Source organism: Glutamicibacter sp. M10 (assembly GCF_025452055.1).
In the GTDB taxonomy this organism is placed as follows: Bacteria; Actinomycetota; Actinomycetes; order Actinomycetales; family Micrococcaceae; genus Glutamicibacter.
Map to the genome: position 1 here is coordinate 2,337,074 of NZ_CP104918.1, position 20,589 is coordinate 2,357,662.

Annotated in this window: 15 protein-coding genes and 1 pseudogene; 13 read left to right on the forward strand and 3 right to left on the reverse strand. The window is 58.9% G+C overall.

Features of this window, described 5'->3' with window-relative positions:
• The first annotated feature begins 140 nt into the window (after positions 1-140).
• From mihF to N6V40_RS11555, 6 genes and pseudogenes are all read left to right on the forward strand, one after another.
• On the forward strand, positions 141-476 hold the full coding sequence (gene mihF / locus N6V40_RS11530) for an integration host factor, actinobacterial type (RefSeq protein ID WP_131088252.1): 336 nt from the start codon (positions 141-143) through the stop codon (positions 474-476).
• Positions 477-479: 3 nt separating this feature from the next.
• The gene (gmk, locus tag N6V40_RS11535) at positions 480-1,043 is read left to right on the forward strand and encodes a guanylate kinase (RefSeq protein ID WP_131088251.1); all 564 of its coding nucleotides are present in this window, start codon (positions 480-482) and stop codon (positions 1,041-1,043) included.
• Between the two features lie 11 nt (positions 1,044-1,054).
• The gene (gene rpoZ, locus N6V40_RS11540; protein WP_131088250.1) at positions 1,055-1,315 is read left to right on the forward strand and encodes a DNA-directed RNA polymerase subunit omega; all 261 of its coding nucleotides are present in this window, start codon (positions 1,055-1,057) and stop codon (positions 1,313-1,315) included.
• A 133-nt stretch (positions 1,316-1,448) separates the two neighbouring features.
• The gene (gene coaBC, locus N6V40_RS11545) at positions 1,449-2,672 is read left to right on the forward strand and encodes a bifunctional phosphopantothenoylcysteine decarboxylase/phosphopantothenate--cysteine ligase CoaBC (protein WP_131088249.1); all 1,224 of its coding nucleotides are present in this window, start codon (positions 1,449-1,451) and stop codon (positions 2,670-2,672) included.
• An 80-nt stretch (positions 2,673-2,752) separates the two neighbouring features.
• Positions 2,753-3,958: a methionine adenosyltransferase gene (gene metK / locus N6V40_RS11550; protein ID WP_262197758.1), complete on the forward strand. Its 1,206-nt coding sequence runs from the start codon at positions 2,753-2,755 to the stop codon at positions 3,956-3,958.
• Positions 3,959-4,091: 133 nt separating this feature from the next.
• Positions 4,092-5,929, forward strand: a pseudogene (locus N6V40_RS11555) (primosomal protein PriA).
• Here the strand turns inward: N6V40_RS11555 and N6V40_RS11560 are convergent.
• Both N6V40_RS11560 and N6V40_RS11565 read right to left on the reverse strand, forming a co-directional pair.
• Positions 5,926-6,825, reverse strand: a complete 900-nt coding sequence (locus N6V40_RS11560) for an alpha/beta fold hydrolase (RefSeq protein WP_165477265.1) — start codon at positions 6,823-6,825, stop codon at positions 5,926-5,928. The pseudogene N6V40_RS11555 and the gene N6V40_RS11560 overlap by 4 nt on opposite strands.
• 10 nt (positions 6,826-6,835) lie before the next feature.
• Complete coding sequence (locus N6V40_RS11565; protein WP_315973677.1) at positions 6,836-7,789, reverse strand: sugar-binding transcriptional regulator; 954 nt, start codon at positions 7,787-7,789, stop codon at positions 6,836-6,838.
• 159 nt (positions 7,790-7,948) lie between these two features.
• Between N6V40_RS11565 and N6V40_RS11570 the strand changes: the two genes are divergently transcribed.
• Genes N6V40_RS11570 through glpK form a run of 3 tightly spaced genes read left to right on the forward strand, consistent with a single transcriptional unit; the run spans position 7,949 to position 11,954 of the window.
• The gene (locus N6V40_RS11570; protein WP_131088244.1) at positions 7,949-9,628 is read left to right on the forward strand and encodes a glycerol-3-phosphate dehydrogenase/oxidase; all 1,680 of its coding nucleotides are present in this window, start codon (positions 7,949-7,951) and stop codon (positions 9,626-9,628) included.
• Between the two features lie 59 nt (positions 9,629-9,687).
• Positions 9,688-10,416 carry an MIP/aquaporin family protein gene (locus tag N6V40_RS11575; protein WP_131088243.1) on the forward strand — a complete coding sequence of 243 codons (729 nt, stop codon included), beginning with the start codon at positions 9,688-9,690 and terminating at the stop codon, positions 10,414-10,416.
• A gap of 17 nt (positions 10,417-10,433) precedes the next feature.
• Positions 10,434-11,954 (forward strand): glycerol kinase GlpK, encoded by a 1,521-nt coding sequence (gene glpK / locus N6V40_RS11580; RefSeq protein ID WP_131088242.1) that lies wholly within the window; start codon positions 10,434-10,436, stop codon positions 11,952-11,954.
• A gap of 253 nt (positions 11,955-12,207) precedes the next feature.
• Here glpK and N6V40_RS11585 read toward each other — a convergent pair whose 3' ends face one another.
• The gene (locus N6V40_RS11585) at positions 12,208-13,899 is read right to left on the reverse strand and encodes a hypothetical protein (protein ID WP_262197761.1); all 1,692 of its coding nucleotides are present in this window, start codon (positions 13,897-13,899) and stop codon (positions 12,208-12,210) included.
• A 289-nt stretch (positions 13,900-14,188) separates the two neighbouring features.
• Between N6V40_RS11585 and leuS the strand changes: the two genes are divergently transcribed.
• The 4 genes from leuS to N6V40_RS11605 are packed head-to-tail and all read left to right on the forward strand — an operon-like array spanning position 14,189 to position 20,556.
• Positions 14,189-16,678 carry a leucine--tRNA ligase gene (leuS, locus tag N6V40_RS11590; protein ID WP_207306457.1) on the forward strand — a complete coding sequence of 830 codons (2,490 nt, stop codon included), beginning with the start codon at positions 14,189-14,191 and terminating at the stop codon, positions 16,676-16,678.
• A gap of 9 nt (positions 16,679-16,687) precedes the next feature.
• Complete coding sequence (locus tag N6V40_RS11595; RefSeq protein ID WP_131088240.1) at positions 16,688-17,626, forward strand: DegV family protein; 939 nt, start codon at positions 16,688-16,690, stop codon at positions 17,624-17,626.
• Positions 17,627-17,641: 15 nt separating this feature from the next.
• Positions 17,642-18,292, forward strand: coding sequence for a ComEA family DNA-binding protein (locus N6V40_RS11600; protein WP_262197763.1), 651 nt, complete (start codon positions 17,642-17,644; stop codon positions 18,290-18,292).
• Positions 18,289-20,556 carry a ComEC/Rec2 family competence protein gene (locus N6V40_RS11605; protein WP_131088238.1) on the forward strand — a complete coding sequence of 756 codons (2,268 nt, stop codon included), beginning with the start codon at positions 18,289-18,291 and terminating at the stop codon, positions 20,554-20,556. The genes N6V40_RS11600 and N6V40_RS11605 overlap by 4 nt, the downstream gene beginning before the upstream one ends.
• The last annotated feature ends 33 nt before the right edge of the window (positions 20,557-20,589 follow it).

Below are 20,589 nucleotides of genomic sequence, written 5' to 3' on the forward strand. Positions count from 1 at the left end.
AAATAGGTTCGTGACACAAACGCGTCGTGGCTACTAGAGTTTCTGGTAGCCACGACGCGTTTAGTCTTGCAAAAGCAGCGTTTGAAAGCTATGTTTCTCAACATAGCCTTAGTCAACTACACATTAAGGATGGCTGAACGATGGTACTGCGAGAACTCTCTGACGAAGATCGTATCCGGGCCCGCGCCAAAGCCCTTGCTGCCCGCACACGTCGTGCGGAAATCAAGGCTGAGTTCAGCGCCGGCAAAATTTCCATCACCGACGTACTAGACTTGGTATACGAAGATGAAGCCGTGGGACGCATGCGTGTCATGGACCTTCTGGAATCGGTGCCGGGCGTCGGCGAAGTACGCGCGGCAAACTTGTTGGAACGCCTTGGCATTTCCCCATCCCGCCGACTGCGTGGACTGGGGCGCAAGCAGCGCACCGCAATCACCGAGCACTTCAAGCAAAGCCCGCCAAAAACGAAAGTGTAGTCAATGACCGCTGCGTCGGTAACTGTTCTAGCCGGCCCCACGGCCGTAGGTAAGGGAACTGTCTCCACCTACATCCGTGACAACTACCCAGATGTCTGGCTCTCGGTGTCCGCAACGACACGAAACGCTCGACCAGGGGAACAGGACGGAGTTCACTACTTCTTTGTGGGCCCTGATCGTTTCCATGAGCTCGTCGAAGATGGGCAGATGCTGGAGTGGGCTGTAGTCCACGGCCAGAATAGCTACGGCACCATCCGATCGACGGTTGAAGATGCAGTGGCTGACGGCAAAAAGGTCCTGTTAGAGATTGATCTGCAGGGTGCACGTCAGGTGAAGGAGTCGATGCCGGAGGCAAAATTTGTCTTCCTGGCCCCGCCTTCGTGGGATGAATTGGTACGTCGCCTTGTGGGGCGTGGCACTGAATCGCCCGAAGAACAGCAACGTCGCCTAGAAACCGCTAAACTAGAACTTGCGGCGGAATCTGAATTCGACGTGACCATCGTTAATGACGATGTGGCACGTGCCGCCGAAGAGCTTGTAGCCCTCATGGGGCTTAAGAACGACTAATAGGGAGTCCTGTGTCCAACCTAGAGGGAATCATTAACCCATCGATCGACTCGTTGCTTGAGACCAACGACTCGAAGTACGCCATCGTGCTCAACTCGGCTAAGCGAGCACGCCAGATCAACGCTTACTACGCACAGCTGAATGAAGGCCTGTTCGAGTATGTTGGTCCATTGGTCGAGACCAAGCTGAACGAGAAGCCGCTGACCATCGCCTTGCGCGAACTGGATGAAACCTTACTCAAGGTCACTCCGGCAGAGGTCGTCGAGGACTAATTCAAAAGTTGGCGCCCTGATTAGGGCGCCTTCTTTTGGTTAAGCACCTTTAAGCACAAGCCGTTGAGTCCCGTGGCAGTTTCTGCCAGCCGGCGGCTCGTCAATTAGCACCGACACTTCAAGGAAGTCCCTAGTGAAGCGAATCGTTCTAGGCGTCTCGGCAGGAATCGCTGCCTATAAGTCGGTCCTGCTCCTGCGTCTACTGCGCGAAGCCGGACACCACGTTGACGTGATCCCCACCAGCAACGTCGAAAACTTCGTCGGCGACGCCACCTGGGAAGCACTGTCGGGCAACCGCGTGACCTCCAACGTTTTTGACGGGGTTCAGGACGTGAACCATGTGCGACTAGGTCAGCTGGCCGATCTGGTCCTTGTTGTCCCAGCCACCGCAGACCTTATGGCTAAGGCCGCCGCCGGTTTGGCCAACGATCTGCTCACCGGCACTTTGCTGGCTACCCGCGCTCCGGTAGTGATGGCTCCGGCCATGCACACCGAGATGTGGCAGCACCCAGCCACGGTCGCCAACGTACAAACCCTGCGCGACAGGGGAGTGCGGATTATTAATCCGGCCACCGGGCGCCTCACGGGCAAGGATTCTGGCCCCGGACGCCTGCCTGAGCCCGAAGAAATTTTCGCTTCCGTTCAGGACCTACTCGGCGATGCGAGACTCGCCGGGACCAAGGTGCTGATTACCGCCGGCGGTACTCGTGAACCACTTGACCCGGTGCGGTTCTTGGGCAACCGTTCTTCGGGACGCCAAGGTGTGGCTCTGGCAGAAGCTGCAAGGGCAGCTGGCGCCGAAGTCACACTGATCGCCTGCCATTTGGAGGTGCCCGCCCCGCACGGGGTGACGCTGATCGAAGCCTCCAGCGCACAGGACTTGCATGAGGCGGTCTTCACCCATGCACCTGGTCAGGACGTGCTGATCATGAACGCCGCGGTCGCTGACTTCCGACCGGCAACGATCGAAAATTCGAAAATCAAGAAGCGCGATGAGTATTCCGCCCCCGTCGTCGAACTGGTGCGGAACCCAGATATTTTGGCCGAAGTGGTGGCGCAACGTGCCACCAACGCCCAGCTTCCGCCCTTCATCGTGGGATTCGCCGCTGAAACGGGCGATGAGCAGGGCACGGTTCTTGACTATGGACGCGCCAAACTCGCCCGTAAGGGATGCGAGATGCTGGTCGTGAATGAAGTTGGTGCCACGCTGACCTTTGGCCAGGACACCAACAGCATTCACGTGCTTTTTGCCGGCTCGAGCGACTCGGTCCATGCTGCCGGAAGCAAATTAGAGGTGGCCCGGGTCGTCATCGAACAGATTTCCCACGCAACAAAAGGACATGCTGCGCAAGAATAGTGAGCTGAGCCATGTGCGGCTTGGTCACGTATTGTCGCAACAACTGCTTAACGGTCCACCAGACCAGATAGAGTAACAAGGTGACTTCAACAACCCCTGAACTTCGTCTTTTCACCTCGGAATCCGTGACCGAGGGACACCCGGACAAGATTTGCGATCAGATTTCGGATGCGATCCTCGACGCCATGCTGGCGCAGGACCCCGATTCCAAGGTCGCCGTCGAGACCCTGACCACCACCGGACTGGTGCACGTGGCCGGTGAGGTGACCACCAACGGTTATGTCGAGATCCCTGAGATCGTCCGCAAAACCATTCTGGACATCGGCTACGACTCGTCGGCCAACGGTTTTGACGGCGCGCGTTGCGGTGTCTCCGTGTCGATCGGCCAGCAATCCCAAGAGATTCACGACGGCGTCTTCAACTCGCTGGAGTCGCGCGAAGGTACCGCTAAGGACCCGCGCGACCTGCAGGGCGCCGGGGACCAAGGCCTGATGTTTGGCTACGCTTCGGATGAAACCGACTCGCTGATGCCGACCCCGATCTTCCTCGCGCACCGTCTGTCCGAGCGTCTTACCCAGGTGCGTAAAAACGGTCGCATGCCGTTGCTGCGCCCGGACGGCAAGACCCAGGTGACCATCGGCTACGACGGTGATAAGCCGGTTTCGGTAGACACCGTGGTTGTCTCCAGCCAGCATGCCTCTGAGTACGAGCTGGCCACCCTCAAGGCTGACCTGTACGAAGAGGTGGTCACCCCGATCCTGGAACGCTCAGGCCTGGACGTGTCCAAGACCAATGTCATCTTGAACCCATCGGGTCCATTCATTATTGGTGGTCCGGTAGGAGACGCCGGTTTGACCGGGCGCAAGATCATCGTTGACACCTATGGCGGCTTCGCTCGCCACGGTGGTGGCGCCTTCTCCGGCAAGGACCCATCGAAGGTTGACCGCTCGGCCGCTTACGCCATGCGCTGGGTAGCTAAGAACGTGGTCGCTGCCGGCCTGGCACGGCGTGCCGAGGTCCAAGTTGCCTACGCTATCGGTGTGGCTCGCCCTGTCGGACTCTACGTCGAGACCTTCGGCACCGAAACCGTTGACCCGGCGAAGATCACCAAGGCCATCAACGAGGTTTTCGACCTGCGCCCACTGGGCATCATCGAAGATCTTGATCTGAAGCGCCCGATCTACCGCAAAACCGCTGCCCACGGCCACTTTGGCCGCGACGACAACGATTTTACCTGGGAGAAGCTGGACCGAGTGGACGCGTTGCGCAACTGGTTCAACGCCTAGGATCTACGCAGTGCAGCAAGACGCTCTGATCGCAGCACCCGAGCTGACCCGCCGTACGCGGGTTGCTCGGGTGCTGATTGATTCTTCGGTTCCACATTTGGACCGGCTCTTCGACTACGAAATTCCCGACTCCATGGCCACCCAGGCCGTTGCGGGTATCCGGGTCAAGGTCCCTTTGGGCACCAACAGCCCGCCGGGTTCATCGTCGAAATTCTCGAGGACCATGCAACGGCGATGAACCTTAAGCCGCTGAGCAAAATCGTCAGCGAACAAGTCACGCTGTTCCCTGAAGTACTCCACGCAGCCGGCGAGGTGGCCACCCGCTATGCCGGAACTTTGTGGGATGTGGTGCGCTCGGCGGTTCCCGCGCGCGCCGCAAAGGTAGAAAAAGAGGAACTGGCCACCGTTAACCCGGAACTGCAGGAGACGCAGAACCAGATCGAGCGCTACGAAAATGGGCCTAGGGCGATCGAGGCGTGGTCAAGTGGGCAGCTGCTGCGAGCTGTGGCAACTTGGGTACCCAACATGCACGGTTTTTGGCCCGGGTTCTTGATGGACGCGGCCCGGCCTGTGCTTCAACGCGGCAAGCGGGTGTTGCTCATTGTGCCCGATGCGCGCGATGTAAAAATCCTCAGCCAGTACCTCGACGATCATTTTGGCCCGGAGTCCTATGCCCGGTTGCAAGCCGACGACGGGCCAACCCCGCGTTACCGGAACTTCCTGCGTGCCGTCGGCGGACACGTGCAGATCGTCATCGGCACCCGTTCGGCGGCGCTCTGCCACGTGCCAGAGCTCGAATTGATGATTCTGTGGCAGGATGCGGACCAGTCGCACCGCGAACAGCGCGCCCCGTATCAGCACAGCCGCGAGGTGTTGCTACTGCGCAGCACCCAAGCCGGCATTTCTCTGCTGATCGCTAGTGCCTCCCGATCGGTTGAGGCACAGCGATTGGTCAGCACGGGCTGGGCGACCGAGCTGAAAATGCCGCGAGCAGCGCTGCGGGAACTCACCGCACGGGTCACGGCAACAACCAACGATTTTGAACTCGAGCGCGATCCGACCCTAGCCCGCGCCAGAATTCCGTCACTGGCCTGGCGGGAAGCAAGCAAGGCGCTAGAAACCGGTCCGGTTTTGGTGCAGGTAGCACGCACCGGCTTTGTCCCGGCCGTGGCCTGCCAGGACTGCCGCACACTAGCGCGCTGCACTCGGTGTCAGGGTCCGCTACACATCGCCGGCAAGGATTCTCATGTGGCCTGCCGCTGGTGTGGCGAGCAGTTCCACGACTACCGGTGCCAGAATTGTTCATCACCACGCATCCGAGCAGCCAGCATCGGGGCCGAGCGCACCGCCGACGAACTCGGGTTGGCCTTCCCGAAGGTCAGCGTTATTTCCTCCACCGGAGCAAAACCGGTCGAAAAAATACCTGATAAACCGGCGCTGGTGGTGGCCACACCAGGAGTAGAACCGTTGGTTGAAGGCGGCTACGCAGCGGTGTTATTGCTCGACGCCGACAAGATGCTCGCCCATGACTCCTTGCGAAACTCCGAAGAAGTTCTCGCCCGCTGGTTTACCGCCGCCTCCATGGCCCGAAGCGACGGCGTTGTAGTCCTCACCGGGCACCCCAGCCCTGCCGGGGCCTCGCTGGTACGTTATGACCCGGCCGGATTTGCCGATCGCGAATTGGCTGAACGCCGGGAGGTTGGTTTACCGCCAGCGGTGCGCAGTGCGATCATTTCCGGTCCTGGCGCGCAACGCCTGATCGCGGCCCTCGACGTTGAAACCCGTGCCCGGGTGCAAATTCATGGCCCGACGGTGATCGACGGTCCGCCAATTCAGCACCGCTACGTACTGTTCTTCTCCTACGCCGATGGACACGAGGTCACTGGCGCCCTGCGCCATCTGCGCTCGAGCATGTCTGCAGCGAAGGACCCGATCGTGACTATAACGATCGACCCCTACGACGTGCTCTAGGCGAGCGGTTCGCCGCTGGGCACGGAATCCGCTGTGGCCAACGCCGCTAGGAAACGCGCGATTTCGCTGGCGGTTTCTGGCGCCTTCTCGTAGTGGATCAGGTGCCCGACATTTTCCAGCATCACCAACGACGCGTTGGCAAAACTACGCCGCAGCTGTTCTTGAGTTGCCGGGGTACCCAGTTCGTCCTGCATCCCGCCCACCATAAGGGTCGGCAGTTTAAGCTCGGGGGAGTAGTCCCCAACAGTGGCGGTGATCGACGCACGATAGGACTGCGCCAGGATGCTGCGCGTTTGGAATCCACCAAAGTAGGCGCGGTGTTGATCGCGAACATAGGCGCGGATCGCCGGATCCTTGCTTTTGGTCATCACCAGGCTCATGGCGTCGCTGAAAAGCTTCGATCGTAGCGCAGGTTCTGCCACGGCGGCGGGCAGTTTGGCGCACACCTCGTAGTAAGCGCTGGTGAGCTTGGCCAGCAGCGCCTGCGAAGAATCCAGTGCGAGTTCGGAGATGGGATTAAGCAAAACCAGCGATGCAAATTCTCGCTGCGTAGCCAATTTTGCGGCGACGATCGAGCCAAAGGAATGCCCAAGTAAGTGCACCCGGCCATCAAGGTGCAATTGCGAAGCCAGCTCATTGAGTATCTGCGCATAGCCAGAAACATCGTGCTCAATGTCGCGCATTGAGGTGGACGCACCAAAACCGGGCAGATCGGGCACAATCACCGTGTAGTGCTCAAGGTGGGAGACGATGCGGGCCAGACCGTGGTGGTCCCCGCGGAAGCCATGTACCGCAAAAATTACGCCCTGTGCCGGTTTGCGCGCCGTGGTGATGAAGACCTTGAGCGTCGAACCATTAATCTGGTGCGTGGATATTAGCTGTTGTCGTTGGTGCATAAGTGAAATCCTACCCGTCGAGCAACGCCAACGCGGTGCCCTCATCGATGACCAAGTCAGTCATCAGCCCACCCTTTAGCGCTCCGCGCACCGCCTCGAGCTTGCCGCGACCGGCGACAACGCAGAAGCGTGTAGGGACTTTGCGTAGCGAGTCCAGGGTCGGGCCGGTGGAGCGGGAATTAAGCGAAATGTTCGAGCTGTTGCCGTCCTTGTCAAAAAACACCGTGGCCACGTCCCCCACGACACCCATGACGCGTAGCTCCTGAGTCTCATTTTTGGTCAGGTATCCGCCGCGATAAACCTGCGAGATCACCGCGGAGCCAGCCGAACCGAGTGAAAACACGGCCACGTTCATTTCCTGCTGCACTTTCAGCACGCGCTTGATGGAGGTTTCCTGCCACATCGCCTCGCGTGTCGAAGCGCGATCAAAAAAGGCCGGAACTGGGAACTGTTCGGTTCGGGCGGTAAACGCATGGCCGAAGCGGGTGAGAATATCGCTGGCGTAGCTCACGCCACTGGTCACCGGGTTTGCCGCCCCATTAAGTTGGACGATCTTGGTGTCATGTGTCGGGTGGGGAGCGAGCGCTGTGGACACTGCCTGCATTGTTGAACCCCAGGCCACCCCGACGGTCATCGACGAGGAAATGATGTCAGCCAAAAGGTATGCGGCATGAGCAGACACACGAGAGAGCAGCTCGGAGTCATCCATTGAGCCATCAGTTGGCACCACGTTGAAGTTGATGCCGTAATGCTCGCTGAGCTGATTGCCCAAAAGTGCGGACATATTTGCGCTGGGGGTGATGCTGATCGAAACCATGCCGGTTCGCTTGGCGTGGGTCAGCAATCTGGACACCGTCGAACGTGAGGTGCCCAGCTCCTTGGCGATGACCTCCATTTTCATATCCTGCAGGTAATACAGCTGGGCTGCTCGCAGCGCGTCCTTGGCTCGGGGAGTCGTGTGCACGGATGTGCCAGGCGCACCCCGTTTATAGGTTCCTCCGGACGGTGTTTTCATCATCAATCTGACCGTTTCTGCACATTTGTGCAATTTGTTTGACCGAATGGCCGTTCTGTTACAAGACTAGCCTCAGACTTATTCAATTGTTACTAAGGGGCACAAATCGTGATTCGTGAACAGCTATCCAAACTGCGCGAACGCCCGCAGGCGCGGGTATTGGTTGTTGGCGGTGGCATCAACGGCGTAGCGACCTTCCGCTACCTCGCGATGCAGGGCATCGATGTGGCGCTGATCGAGCGTGGTGACTACAGCCAAGGTGCTTCTGGGGCCAGCTCGCACATGATTCACGGCGGCATTCGCTACCTTGAAAACGGCGAATTCCGCCTGGTCCACGAATCCGTTCAGGAACGCAACTCGCTGCTGGAAATCGCACCACACTACGTGAAGCCGCTACAGACGACGATCCCGATCTTCTCCACCTTCTCCGGAATCCTCAGCGCGCCGACGCGCTTCCTCACCCACAAGTCCGGCAAGCCAACCGAGCGCGGCGCCGCACTCATCAAAGCCGGCTTGATCATGTACGACGTGTTCGCCGGCATTGGTGGACGCAACACCCCATGGCACACATTCAAGTCGGGCAAGGCCGCCCGCGCGGACCTGCCAAAGCTTCGCAACGACGTGAAGTACACCGCCACCTACTTCGACGCTTCGGTACACAACCCTGAGCGCCTGACCTTGGACGTCCTGCGTGAAGGTCTGGATGCTCACCAGAGCGCCCGTGCCAGCAACTACATCGAACTTACTGGTGTGGATGGTGGTACCGCGAAGTTGCGCGACGTACTCACGGGCGAAGAATTCGACTTCGACGCCGAGGTCATCATCAACGCCACCGGCGCCTGGGTCGACTTGACCAACAAGGAGCTGGGCCGAGAGACCAAGTGGACTGGTGGCACCAAGGGTTCGCACATCGTGCTCGATCACCCTGAGCTGCTTGAGGCTACCGGCGGGCGTGAGATCTTCTTCGAACACGAAGATGGCCGCGTTGTCTTGATCTACCCAATGCTCGGCCGTGTATTGGTTGGTACCACCGACCTCGAGCACGACATGAACGAGCCAGCGGTGTGCACCGACGAAGAAGTCCAGTACTTCTTCGACTTGATTCGCCACGTCTTCCCGACCATCAAGGTCAACGAGCAGGACATCGTCTACAAGTTCTCCGGAGTCCGCCCGCTGCCGAACCACGATGACACGGCGCCAGGATTTGTCTCCCGCGACTACCAGGTCAAGGAAACTCGCCTGACAGACCAGACCACGATGCTCTCGTTGATCGGCGGCAAGTGGACTACCTTCCGCGCGCTGAGCGAGAACCTTGGTAGCAAGGCGCTAGAGTTCTTGGGTGAACGCCAGGTGCAGTCCACCGCTGGAGTTGCCATCGGCGGCGGTAAGAACTTCCCGATGAACGATGGGGCTCTGTCGGCATGGTACGCAGCTCGCGAGTCAAAGGCTTCGCATGACCGCCTGCGCATTTTGTTTGAACGCTACGGTACCCGTGCTGATCAGGTGATGGCACAATTGGGTGACAATGAGCAACTGCTGGAAAACACCAACGAGCTCTCAGTTCAAGAAATCGCATACTTGGCTGAAAACGAGCAGGTCGGACGCCTGATTGACGTATTTATTCGCCGCACCAACCTGGCCTTCCGTGGCCTGGTGACAAAGGATTTGGTCAACGAGGTAGCACATTACCTAGCTGACCCAATGGGTTGGGATCAATCTCAACTACAAGCCGAAATCGACCATTCGCTCTCGGTTCTCGCAGAACGCCATGGAGTCATCCTGAGCTAATCTGCCACGTGGTCGGCGGCAAGGAGCCGCCGGCAGTCGAAATCACTAAGAGGTCAAAGATGTCCACTCACGTGTTTCTTGCCGAGCTTGTCGGCACATTTATTCTCCTGTTGATGGGTGGCGGCGTCTGCGCGAACGTTGCCCTCAAAGGAACCCTCGGTAGTGCCGCAGGCTGGGTCGCTATCAGCTTCGGCTGGGGCCTTGGCGTTTACTGTGGTGTCTGGATCGCGGGGATCTCCGGAGCCCACCTGAACCCGGCTGTTACCTTGGGTCTGTTGGTCAACCCCGATGTTGCAGAATACGCACCCGGCGTTGCCAAAACCTTGGCCAACACCTTGCTGTACTTCTTGGCGCAGTTCATCGGTGCCTTCCTTGGCGCCGTAGGCACTTGGCTTACCTACAAGAAGCACCTGGATGATCCACAGAACGCGGGCACCCAGCTGGGTGTCTTCGCTACCGGTCCAGCAATTCGTTCCTATGGCTGGAACATGGTCACCGAGATCTTTGGTACCTTCGTCTTGGTCTTTGTGATCGCCGGTCTGGGACACACTCCGCATGAGCTTGGCCCACTGGCAGTTGCGTTGTTGGTTGTAGCCATCGGCCTGTCTTTGGGTGGTGCCACCGGTTACGCCATCAACCCGTTCCGCGACCTTGGTCCACGCGTTGCCCACGCCATCTTGCCAATTCAGGGCAAGGGCTCCTCGGACTGGGCCTACTCGTGGGTTCCATTGGCCGGGCCAGCTGTCGGCGGTATTCTTGGCGGTCTTGTTGCCGCTCTAATGTTCTAGAAAGTGAGCAGTAAATCATGAGCGAAAAATTTGTGATCGCCATTGACCAGGGCACAACCAGCTCCCGCGCGATTGTCTTCAATCATGCAGGTGATGTGCACTCGGTTGGCCAGCTAGAGCACGAACAGATCTTCCCGGCAGCAGGTTGGGTTGAGCACGATCCCGCTGAAATCTGGAACAACGTGCGCGAAGTGATCGGCCAGGCACTGTCCAAGGCCAATCTGACCCGTCACGACATCGAGGTCGTCGGTATCACCAACCAGCGTGAGACCACCGTTGTGTGGGACAAGAACACCGGCGAAGCGGTTTACAACGCGATCGTTTGGCAGGATACGCGCACCCAGGACATCGTCGACGAGCTAGCTGCTGACGGTGGGCTGGACCGCTACAAGCAGACCGTGGGCCTGCCGCTGGCAACCTACTTCGCTGGCACCAAGATCAAGTGGATTCTTGATAATGTCGACGGTGCTCGTCAGCGGGCTGAAGCCGGCGACCTATTGTTCGGCACCACTGATAGCTGGGTTTTGTGGAACCTGACCGGTGGCACCGATGGCGGTGTGCACGTCACGGACGTGACCAACGCTTCGCGCACCCTGTTCATGGACCTGAAGACCCTGCAATGGGACGAGAAGATCCTCGCTGATTTTGGTGTTCCGGCCTCCATGATGCCCGAGATTCGTTCCTCCTCCGAGGTGTACGGCACCGTGCACACCAAGCAGTTGCTTCGTGAAGTGCCCGTTGCCGGCATTCTCGGTGACCAGCAGGCAGCAACCTTTGGGCAGGCAGCCTTTACCGCCGGTACCGCGAAGAACACCTACGGCACCGGTTGCTTCCTGATCTTCAACACCGGCACCGAAATCGTGAACTCAACCAATGGTCTACTGACCACCATGGCCTACAAGCTGGGTGATGAAGCTCCGGTGTACGCACTGGAAGGCTCGATTGCGGTGGCCGGCTCGTTGGTTCAGTGGTTGCGCGACAACATCGGCATGATCTCTTCGGCACCAGAAATTGAAGAGCTCGCAGCCAAGGTTGATGACAACGGTGGCGTGTACGTTGTCCCTGCCTTCTCGGGTTTGTTCGCCCCTTACTGGCGTTCGGACGCACGCGGTGCGATTGTGGGCCTAACTCGTTACGCCAACAAAAACCACATCGCTCGTGCAGCTTTGGAGTCCACCGCGTTCCAGACTCGCGAAGTACTCGATGCGGTGAACGCCGATGCCGAGGTGCCATTGACCGAACTCAAGGTTGATGGTGGGATGGTTGCCAACGAAGCGCTAATGCAGTTCCAGGCAGACATCTTGGGCGTGCCAGTGGTTCGCCCGAAGGTCACTGAAACCACGGCGCTGGGTGCAGCTTACGCAGCAGGTCTCGCAGTTGGGTTCTGGAAGGACCTCGGCGAGCTGGAGTCCAACTGGGCTGAGGACAAGCGCTGGGAGCCTGAAATGGATGAAAAAACCCGTGAACGTAATCTGCGCCTCTGGAAGAAAGCGGTAACCCGCACCTTCGATTGGGTAGACGAAGACACGAAGGCGTAATTCGCCAACGGTTGACCTTTACCGGAGCAGAACGACGACGCTCGAACCACATTTGCTGGTTCGAGCGTCGTACTTTTATGCGCATTGCGCGCCCGAGCCAGGGTTCTGTGTCTGGCTTCAGGCATGGTGGTCGGGATGGTCTAGCTGGTCGGCAGGATCCGCTTGACGGCGCGGGGAGACTCACCTGCTTGGCGGGCGCCCCAATAGGTGTTGCGACGTGGCTTCTGCTCGGGATCCTCATGCTCGGGCAGGATCACATGGGGAAGCCCCTCCACGTTGATGACTTTGATCTGCCCAGCGTGGCGCTTGTGGTGATCCCCGGTGCACATTCCGGCTCCGGACCAGACACTGGTTTCGCCGCCCTCGGACCATGGAATCTCGTAATGATCGGTCTCCACTTGATCAGGGGCGCGGTGCAGTCGGGCACAATGCAGCCGCGATCGCGAGCCATGATCGCTTCACGAATCGGGCCCTTGTGGTAACGCATCTTGCGCCCCATATCTAAAGGTTGGCTATTGCCGCCGAGCACCAGCGGGATGATGTCCGCTTTGGCCAGCAACTGCCGCAGCTCGCCGGGCGGAATGTCCACCCCGTTGGCGGTCATGCCATGAGCATCGGCCAAATTCTGCAAATCTGCCAGCCAGAGGTAAACGACAAACTTAGGAACCACGACTTTTCGTTTTCCGCCCACGTAGGGTGCAGCGAGTAGGGACATGAGCGCGTTGAGTCGTCGCACATGAACGTCGGGACCGGTGGTTGCTGATTCCTGAGTCTCGGTGGAACCGGTTGAATCGGTATCAGCGGTATCAGCGGTGTCGGCCTCGGGGTCGGAACCGGCCCACGGTGGCATGGGTTCCTCGCTGCGCAGCCAATCTGGTGTGCCAAGGTCGTCGGCTGCGGGGTCTGGAACGTCGTGATTGGCATCAGACCCGTTTGCGCCGTCCTGGTTTTTCCCCGTCCGGTCCTGATCGGACTGGCGATCGGCTCGTCCAGACTGGGTCCGCGGGTTGCCAGCGCGGGCTGCAATGGAACGGATCAGCTGTGCGTCACTCGCGTTGGTGCGTAGCGAAAAACAATGCACCCCATTGACGACCGAGCCAATAAACAGCCCAAGCTTTGGTGGTAGCTTCTTGCCATTGAGGTCTTTGTAGATCTTGATTTCGGCGTTGATCTGCTTGCGAGCTTCCAGCGGCGAAAGCCCGCTCAAGTGCTTGGCAGCGCACGCATCAAGCGTGTTGCCATCGGTACCTCGCGCCACGATTTCGCATTCGGTCCCTTCGAAGGTGGTGTCCGATGGCTCCAAGCTGTTAAGTTGGCGAGCCACAGACACCACTGCTCGTCGGTTCGTTCTCCCTTGGCTGTAAAGCTGTGCTAGTTCAGGCAGGCGAGGAGCGCAAATAGTGCCCTCGGCGGTTCGTCGACCGATCAGCAGGTGGGCGTCGTCGATCCGTTGCTGCGCTTCAAAGTAACTAATACCCGTCCACGCCGCCAGAAGTTCGCCCGCGTTTTTGTAACAGGGACGGCCGGCAATAAAGTGCGGCTCGCCAGCAAAAATCTCGTCGTCGAAACATCCCTCGAAGTCACCCTCAAACACCCCATCCGGCGCGGTAGCCATCGGTGAAGTCGCCGGTGAATTAGGCGGCGCGGCGCGTCTTAGCGCAGCATAAGTTTCCAGGCTCAACGCATGGGCGCCGCTGACCTCGGCGTCCAGGGCGAACGTGAGCTGAGACAGGTGAATTTGCTGGGCGAAGCGCTCCACCAATTCGCCGTGGGCCAGGATCAAGCGCGGATCGCCGGTGCGATGCACCAGCGACCCTAACGCCGTGAACAACGCAAGCAGTAGGTAACCCACACGTAGCAACATCCCCGCGGTGAGCCCCGGCCCGAAAATGAGGCAGGAGCGACACGCGGTGCGTAGTGCGGCGATGAGTGCTGAGCTGTTCATGGGTCCATGATCGAACTCAAAAAACAGCGCGGCTGCGATCGGGCACCGGTTGTGGACAAGCAGTGCGGCCCAGAAAATTCAGCTGTGTTCAATCTTGCCCTTCACCGATGCACCCGGGACAGGGCCCAATGCGATAGAATCGCGGTATGAATTGCCAGCACAACCTAGCCTAAGCACGGCCAACAGGCCGTACCCCCGAGTGGAAATTTGGGGGCTTTTGTTATGTCTGGAACCAAAAACAAGTTTTTTCCTATCGGAAATTTTCTGCAAGGCGTGTGAGAAGAGCAGCGTGACATCATCGACGAACGAACCTAGGACCTACGACTTCAAGGACATCGAGTCCAAGTGGCTGCCGGTATGGGACGAGCTAGAAGTGTTCAAGCCCGCCGATGATGGCAGCCGGGAACGTCGCTACGTTTTGGACATGTTCCCTTACCCATCGGGGGACCTGCACATGGGCCACGCGGAAGCGTTCGCCATGGGCGATGTGGTCTCGCGCTACTGGCGCCTGCGCGGTTACGATGTGATGCACCCGATCGGCTGGGACTCCTTCGGCCTGCCAGCAGAAAATGCTGCGATCAAGCGCAACACCCACCCGGCAGAGTGGACCTACAAAAACATCGACACCCAGGCCGCTAGCTTTAAGCGCTATGCCATCTCGGCCGACTGGGATCGTCGAGTACATACTTCCGATCCTGAGTACTACCGCTGGACCCAGTGGCTGTTTAACAAGTTCTACGAAAAGGGCCTAGCCTACCGCAAGGATCACCCGGTGAACTGGTGCCCTAAGGACCAGACGGTGCTCGCCAACGAGCAGGTTGTTAATGGCGCCTGTGAGCGTTGTGGCACCGCGGTGACCAAAAAGAGCCTGAACCAGTGGTACTTCAAGATCACCGACTACGCCGATCGGCTGCTCAACGACATGGAACAGCTCAAAGGCCACTGGCCTGAGCGTGTGCTGTTGATGCAGAAGAACTGGATCGGCCGCTCTGAAGGCGCAGAAGTGACCTTCGAGATCGAAGCCACCGAAGCCAAGGCCGCGGTGAAGATTCCGGTATTCACCACCCGCCCGGACACCCTCTACGGTGCAACCTTCATGGTGGTCGCTGCGGATGCCGATCTGGCCAGTGAGCTGGTCACCGATGAGCACCGTGGCGCCCTGGAGGAATACCAGGAGCAGGTTAAGGCGCTGAGCGAAATTGAGCGCCAGTCCACCGAGCGTGAGAAGACCGGTGTGTTCACCGGCCGTTACGGCATCAACCCGCTCTCGGGCGAAAAGCTGCCAATCTGGGCTGCCGACTACGTGCTGGCCGACTACGGCACCGGAGCCATCATGGCGGTTCCTGCGCACGATCAGCGCGACCTGGACTTCGCTCGCACCTTCAACTTGCCAGTGCGTGTAGTTGTTGAAACCGGTTTGGACGATCCGAATGAAACCGGCATCGCCGCCACTGGCGAAGGCCAACTGATCAACTCGGGTGAACTCTCCGGACTGGGCAAGACCGAAGCCATCAGCAAGGCGATCGACATCGTGGAAGCTGCCGGTACCGGTAAGCACACGATCAACTTCCGCCTGCGTGACTGGCTGTTGAGCCGCCAGCGTTTCTGGGGTACGCCGATCCCGATCATCCACTGTGCTGATTGTGGCGAGGTTCCGGTTCCCGATGACCAGCTGCCGGTTCGCCTGCCAGATAATCTGCGCGGCGAGCAGTTGGCTCCTAAGGGCACCAGCCCGCTGGCTGCCGTTGAAGAGTGGGTCAACGTGGCCTGCCCTAAGTGTGGCGGCGCAGCCAAGCGCGACACCGACACCATGGATACCTTCGTGGACTCCTCGTGGTACTTCCTGCGCTTTGTCTCCCCGAACTACACCGAGGGACCCTTTGATCCGCAGGCCGTGCGTGACTGGATGCCAGTGGGACAGTACGTCGGTGGTGTTGAGCACGCAATTTTGCACCTGCTCTACTCGCGCTTCTTCACCAAGGTCGTCCATGATTTGGGTCTGATCGACGTCGACGAGCCTTTCAGCGCGCTGCTGAACCAGGGCCAGGTGCTCAACGGTGGCAAGGCGATGAGCAAGTCGCTGGGCAACGGCGTTGACTTGGGCGAACAGCTGGACAAGTTTGGCGTGGACGCAGTGCGTCTGACCATGGTCTTCGCTTCGCCGCCAGAGGACGACGTGGACTGGGCCGACGTATCCCCATCGGGTTCGCAGAAGTTCCTGGCTCGCGCTTGGCGCATCGCCCAGGACAGCACCAGCGAAGCCGGCGTGGACTACGCTTCGGGCGACAAGGCCCTGCGTCAGATCACCCACCGCACCGTGCACGAATCGGCGCAATTACTTGATTCGGGCAAGTTCAACGTGGTGATCGCCAAGACCATGGAACTGGTCAACGCAACGCGCAAAACCATCGACTCCGGTGCCGGGGCAGCGGATCCTGCAGTACGTGAAGCAGCCACCGTAGTTGCTCAGCTGCTGAGCATGTTCGCACCGTACACCGCCGAGGACATGTGGGAAGCCTTGGGTTACGCCCCAAGCGTTGTCACTAGCGCCTGGCCAACCGTTGATCAAAACCTGCTGGTAGATGACACCGTCACCGCCGTCGTGCAGATCAAGGGCAAGGTTCGTGCACGTCTTGAGGTATCGGTAGACATTAGCGAAGATGAACTGCGCGAGCAGGCGCTAGCCCATGAAGCAGTGGTGAAGATGCTTGATGGCAAGGCACCGCTGAAGGTCATTGTGCGTGCGCCGAAACTGGTGAACGTGGTTCCTGCACCGTAGGCTCGGTACATGAACGAACGACAGAAAAGCTCGCGCGCGGGTTGGCTGCCTAAATGGCTGGCCCCGCGCGGGCTTTCGCGTCCGCTGATCGGCATCGTCAGCGATTCTGCCTCCTGCCTTCCGCAGTCTTACCGCGATCGTGCCGGCCTAATTGAAGTCACCGTCCCGATCATCGTGGACAACCACCTGCAGGGTGATGACCCGCAGGCGCTGATGATGGGTCTGGCCATGGGCAAGAGTGTCAAAACCTCGCGCCCGGCACCTGGCGAATTTGCTCGCGCTTACCGCGCCCTGCTTGATGCCGGATGTCATCAAGTGCTCTCCATTCACTTTTCTGGCGCGTTATCCGGAACCGCCGACGCTGCCCGATTGGCCGCAGCAAGTTTTGGCTCTGCGGTGTGCGTGGTGGACTCACAAACCGTGGCCCTGCCGTTGGGATTTGCGTTGGCCGACGTACTCGACGCCAGGGATGCCGGCGCCCCGCTCGAGGTGCTAAAAACCATTGCCGAACAGTCAACCCTAAACACTGTGTACTTTGCCGTGCCCAGCTTGGAGCAATTGCGCCGCGGTGGCCGGATTAGCGCGCTGTCCTCGGTGCTTGGCAACCTGCTGAACGTCAAACCGATCCTGACCATTGATCAGGGCAGCATCACCGCGCTGGAAAAACCTCGGTCCTTTGCTCGTGCGCAGGCCCGCCTGGTTTCCTTGGCCTTACGCGATGCTCGCGAAGTGGGTAGCAACGCGCGGCTTGGGGTAATGCATTTTGGCGCCGAAGAACTAGCCACCGAAATCGCCACCGAGCTGGCCCCCTTTAGCTGCCAGCCAGTGGTGATCGAGTCCTTGCCCGCGGTCCTCGCCGCGCATACCGGCATGGGTGTGTTGGCTGTGGCCGTCGCAGCTCTTGATCCACAACCGGATAGTGAAGCTGCGGGGGACCGGACGCCCTAACCCATACTGTGGGGCATGGGCCGTCACGATTTTTTCAGCAAGTACGCGCCGCGTCCGGGCCGCCTGCGGTTTGCTGTGTCGCGCGTGGCGGTGCTTGCCCTGGTCATCGTGGTGCTTGGCTGGATCGCGATCTCGATCCTTCTGGCCCCGCCACCGGCTACGCATGAACTAGAGACCGTTCCACTTGAGGCCAACCCCACCGCCAGTGGCTCCACCACCTCGACCGCATCCTCAAGTCCTGCTGGTCCTAAAGTCACCGTGCATGTGGTCGGTGCGGTCAATAAGCCGGGGGTTTACGAGCTGCCTGGAGGCTCGAGGATCACCGATGCGGTGAAAAAAGCTGGCGGCCTGAGCCACAATGCTCAACCGCAACTGGTGAATCTTGCTGCCAAGCTCGTCGACGGCCAGCAAATTATCATGCCCGGCACCGGTGGGGATTCCTCCGCTCAACAACTTCCTGCGCCATCCCAAGACGCCAAAGTTTCGATCAATAGTGCGGACTCCGAGGCGCTGCAAGAACTACCTGGCATCGGACCGGCCTTGGCGGAGCGAATTATTGAGTTCCGCACCAAAAACGGACCGTTTAATACCGTAGAAGAGCTGGATGCGGTGTCTGGGATTGGGCCGGCGATGCTCGAAAAGCTCACGGAATTGGTGGTGCCGTGAATACCGACTTTCGTGGGCTGTGGTTGTTGGCAGGCGCTTGGATGGCCGCCTCTTTCACGATGCCGCCAGCGTTGCTGGTCGCGTTGATCGTTGTCCTCGGTTTGCTGCTGGCTCTGTTGCTGCGCCGGCGACATGACGGTGCGCATTCCACTCCGTGGTTCACCGGACCAATCGTGCTGCTGCTCGGATTGCTCGCCGTAAGTTTTCTCGGTACCACCCGTAGCCCGTGCACACTTCCGAGCGGTTCCGAACAGCAACGTCGCGCCATTCTCAGCTTTGAAGATAGCTCGCCTAAACCCGTCGAAGGCGTGTTTAGAGGCAGCGCCAGCATCCAACGCTACTGGCGCGATGATGCGTGGGTGCAATGTGAAGTGCCGGTATACCTCACCGTTGAGTACCCGATGCCAGTGCAGACCGGAGAATTTGAAACCATCGTGAGCCTTCAGCCGGCCGACGCTGGAACCTTTGCCTGGTGGGCTCGAGCAACCAGCGAACCCAAGGTGATATCGCTAGCAAAACTAACTGCGGCAGACTACCTGAAGCAGCGATTCACACACTCGTTGCAAGATTTGCCCAGCAACGCTCGTGCCTTGCTTCCGGGCATGCTCTACGGAGACCGCTCGGGGCAAGACGAGGAATTGTCCACCGCGATGAAGACCAGTGGCCTGAGCCACCTGACGGCAGTAAGCGGGTCAAATATTGCATTGCTCGCTGCCATTGTCCTGTCACTGCTCCGGGTGTTCTCGATTGCTCGGATACCTAGCGCCGTACTGATGATTGGTGCGGTGGCGCTGTTCACCTGGTTTGTCGGCCCGGATCCAAGTGTGCTTCGAGCCAGCTTGATGGGCAGCATTGCGGTGCTTTCCTTGCTGGCCGGCAGGGGACAGGTTTCCTTGGGAATCCTTTCGCTCAGTGCAACGATCTTGTTGTTGGTTGACCCCGGGTTAGGCGTGGAACCAGCCTTTGCCCTGTCAGTGTTGGCGACGCTCGGTATCATCATGCTCTCGCCGGCCCTGACCGAAATATTTATTCAGTTCCTTCCGTCCTGGTTAGCCGAGCTCACCGCCATTTGTTGCGCAGCACAGTTCACTTGTCTGCCGGTGATCATCGCCCTGAACTCAAACTTCAGCCTGTATTCGCTACCTACAAACCTGGTGGTCGGTCCATTGCTGCCCTTGATCACTGCGGTTGGCATGGTGTGCCTCTTGCTGTGTACTCCATTGCCGTCCGTCGCACATATTTTGCTATGGGTTCCAGGGCTACCAGCTGAGCTAATTGGCAGAACTGCCCACTTCTCGGCCCAACTTCCTGGCGCAGCTCGGCCCTGGCCAACAGGCCTACCCGGAATCATTCTGGCAATATTCCTAGCCACGGTGCTGTGTATCCTGCTCATCACCGGTCGGGAGACTGAGCAGGTCAGGATCCGCCACGTTTCTTTGGGACTCGCGGGTGCACTGTTGGTCTTTGTCGCAGCCCTTGTTCTTCCTGCGACCCTGTTCTACCGCGTTCCCGTGGATTCCGACTGGAACATTGCCATGTGCGACGTTGGTCAGGGTGATGCCCTGGTGATCAATCTAGGCAATCACCAAGGCTGGTTAATAGACGCTGGCCCGCCAGACAGTGGAGTTGTTCAATGCTTGCGACGATTGAACATCAACGAACTACCAACAGTGTTTATCACGCATTCGCACGCTGATCATTTCGGGGGAGTCGTGCAATTGGAGTCATCTGGCATCAAGATCGGTCGCCGGGTGGTTTCGGCCGGATTCGATATTAACAAGTGGCCCGGAGCAGAAGTCATCGCGTCAGGATTCTCGCAGACCTACGGAAGCATCAGTTACCAGGTACTTGGCCCAGATTCCAGAGCGGCAAAAACGGCCGAGCCCAATGACACTTCGCTTGTTATGCGGTTCCATTTTCATCGGGCAACTGGGAACATAGATTTCTTCGCGGCCGGAGATATGGAGACGGAAGCAATGCATCAGCTGTTGCAGAAATTTCCACAGGGTCCGGCTGCAGTTCTTAAGGCGTCCCACCACGGGGCACGAAACGGTGGCACCGAGATCATTGAGGACATTTCTCCTGAGGTGCTACTCATCTCTGATGGCAAGGACAACTCCTATGGACACCCACATCCCGAAACCCTGAAGGCGGCCCAAGAAGTAGGCGCGAAAGTTTTTAGAACTGACCAGTCAGGTACCGTGCTTCTCACATTTGCGGAGCAAGGTGTTCTGAGTTCCTCCTTAGGTTCACCAGTTCGGTAGGATCAATATATCGACCGAAGTACGAAGGAGCTC

Bases quoted from the DNA above. Each gene is read 5' to 3' on its own strand.
- mihF (WP_131088252.1), top strand. From the start codon at position 141: ATGGTACTGCGAGAACTCTCTGACGAAGATCGTATCCGGGCCCGCGCC.
- gmk (WP_131088251.1), top strand. From the start codon at position 480: ATGACCGCTGCGTCGGTAACTGTTCTAGCCGGCCCCACGGCCGTAGGT.
- N6V40_RS11560 (WP_165477265.1), bottom strand. From the start codon at position 6,825: ATGCACCAACGACAACAGCTAATATCCACGCACCAGATTAATGGTTCG.
- N6V40_RS11575 (WP_131088243.1), top strand. From the start codon at position 9,688: ATGTCCACTCACGTGTTTCTTGCCGAGCTTGTCGGCACATTTATTCTC.
- glpK (WP_131088242.1), top strand. From the start codon at position 10,434: ATGAGCGAAAAATTTGTGATCGCCATTGACCAGGGCACAACCAGCTCC.
- N6V40_RS11585 (WP_262197761.1), bottom strand. From the start codon at position 13,899: ATGAACAGCTCAGCACTCATCGCCGCACTACGCACCGCGTGTCGCTCC.
- N6V40_RS11595 (WP_131088240.1), top strand. From the start codon at position 16,688: ATGAACGAACGACAGAAAAGCTCGCGCGCGGGTTGGCTGCCTAAATGG.
- N6V40_RS11600 (WP_262197763.1), top strand. From the start codon at position 17,642: ATGGGCCGTCACGATTTTTTCAGCAAGTACGCGCCGCGTCCGGGCCGC.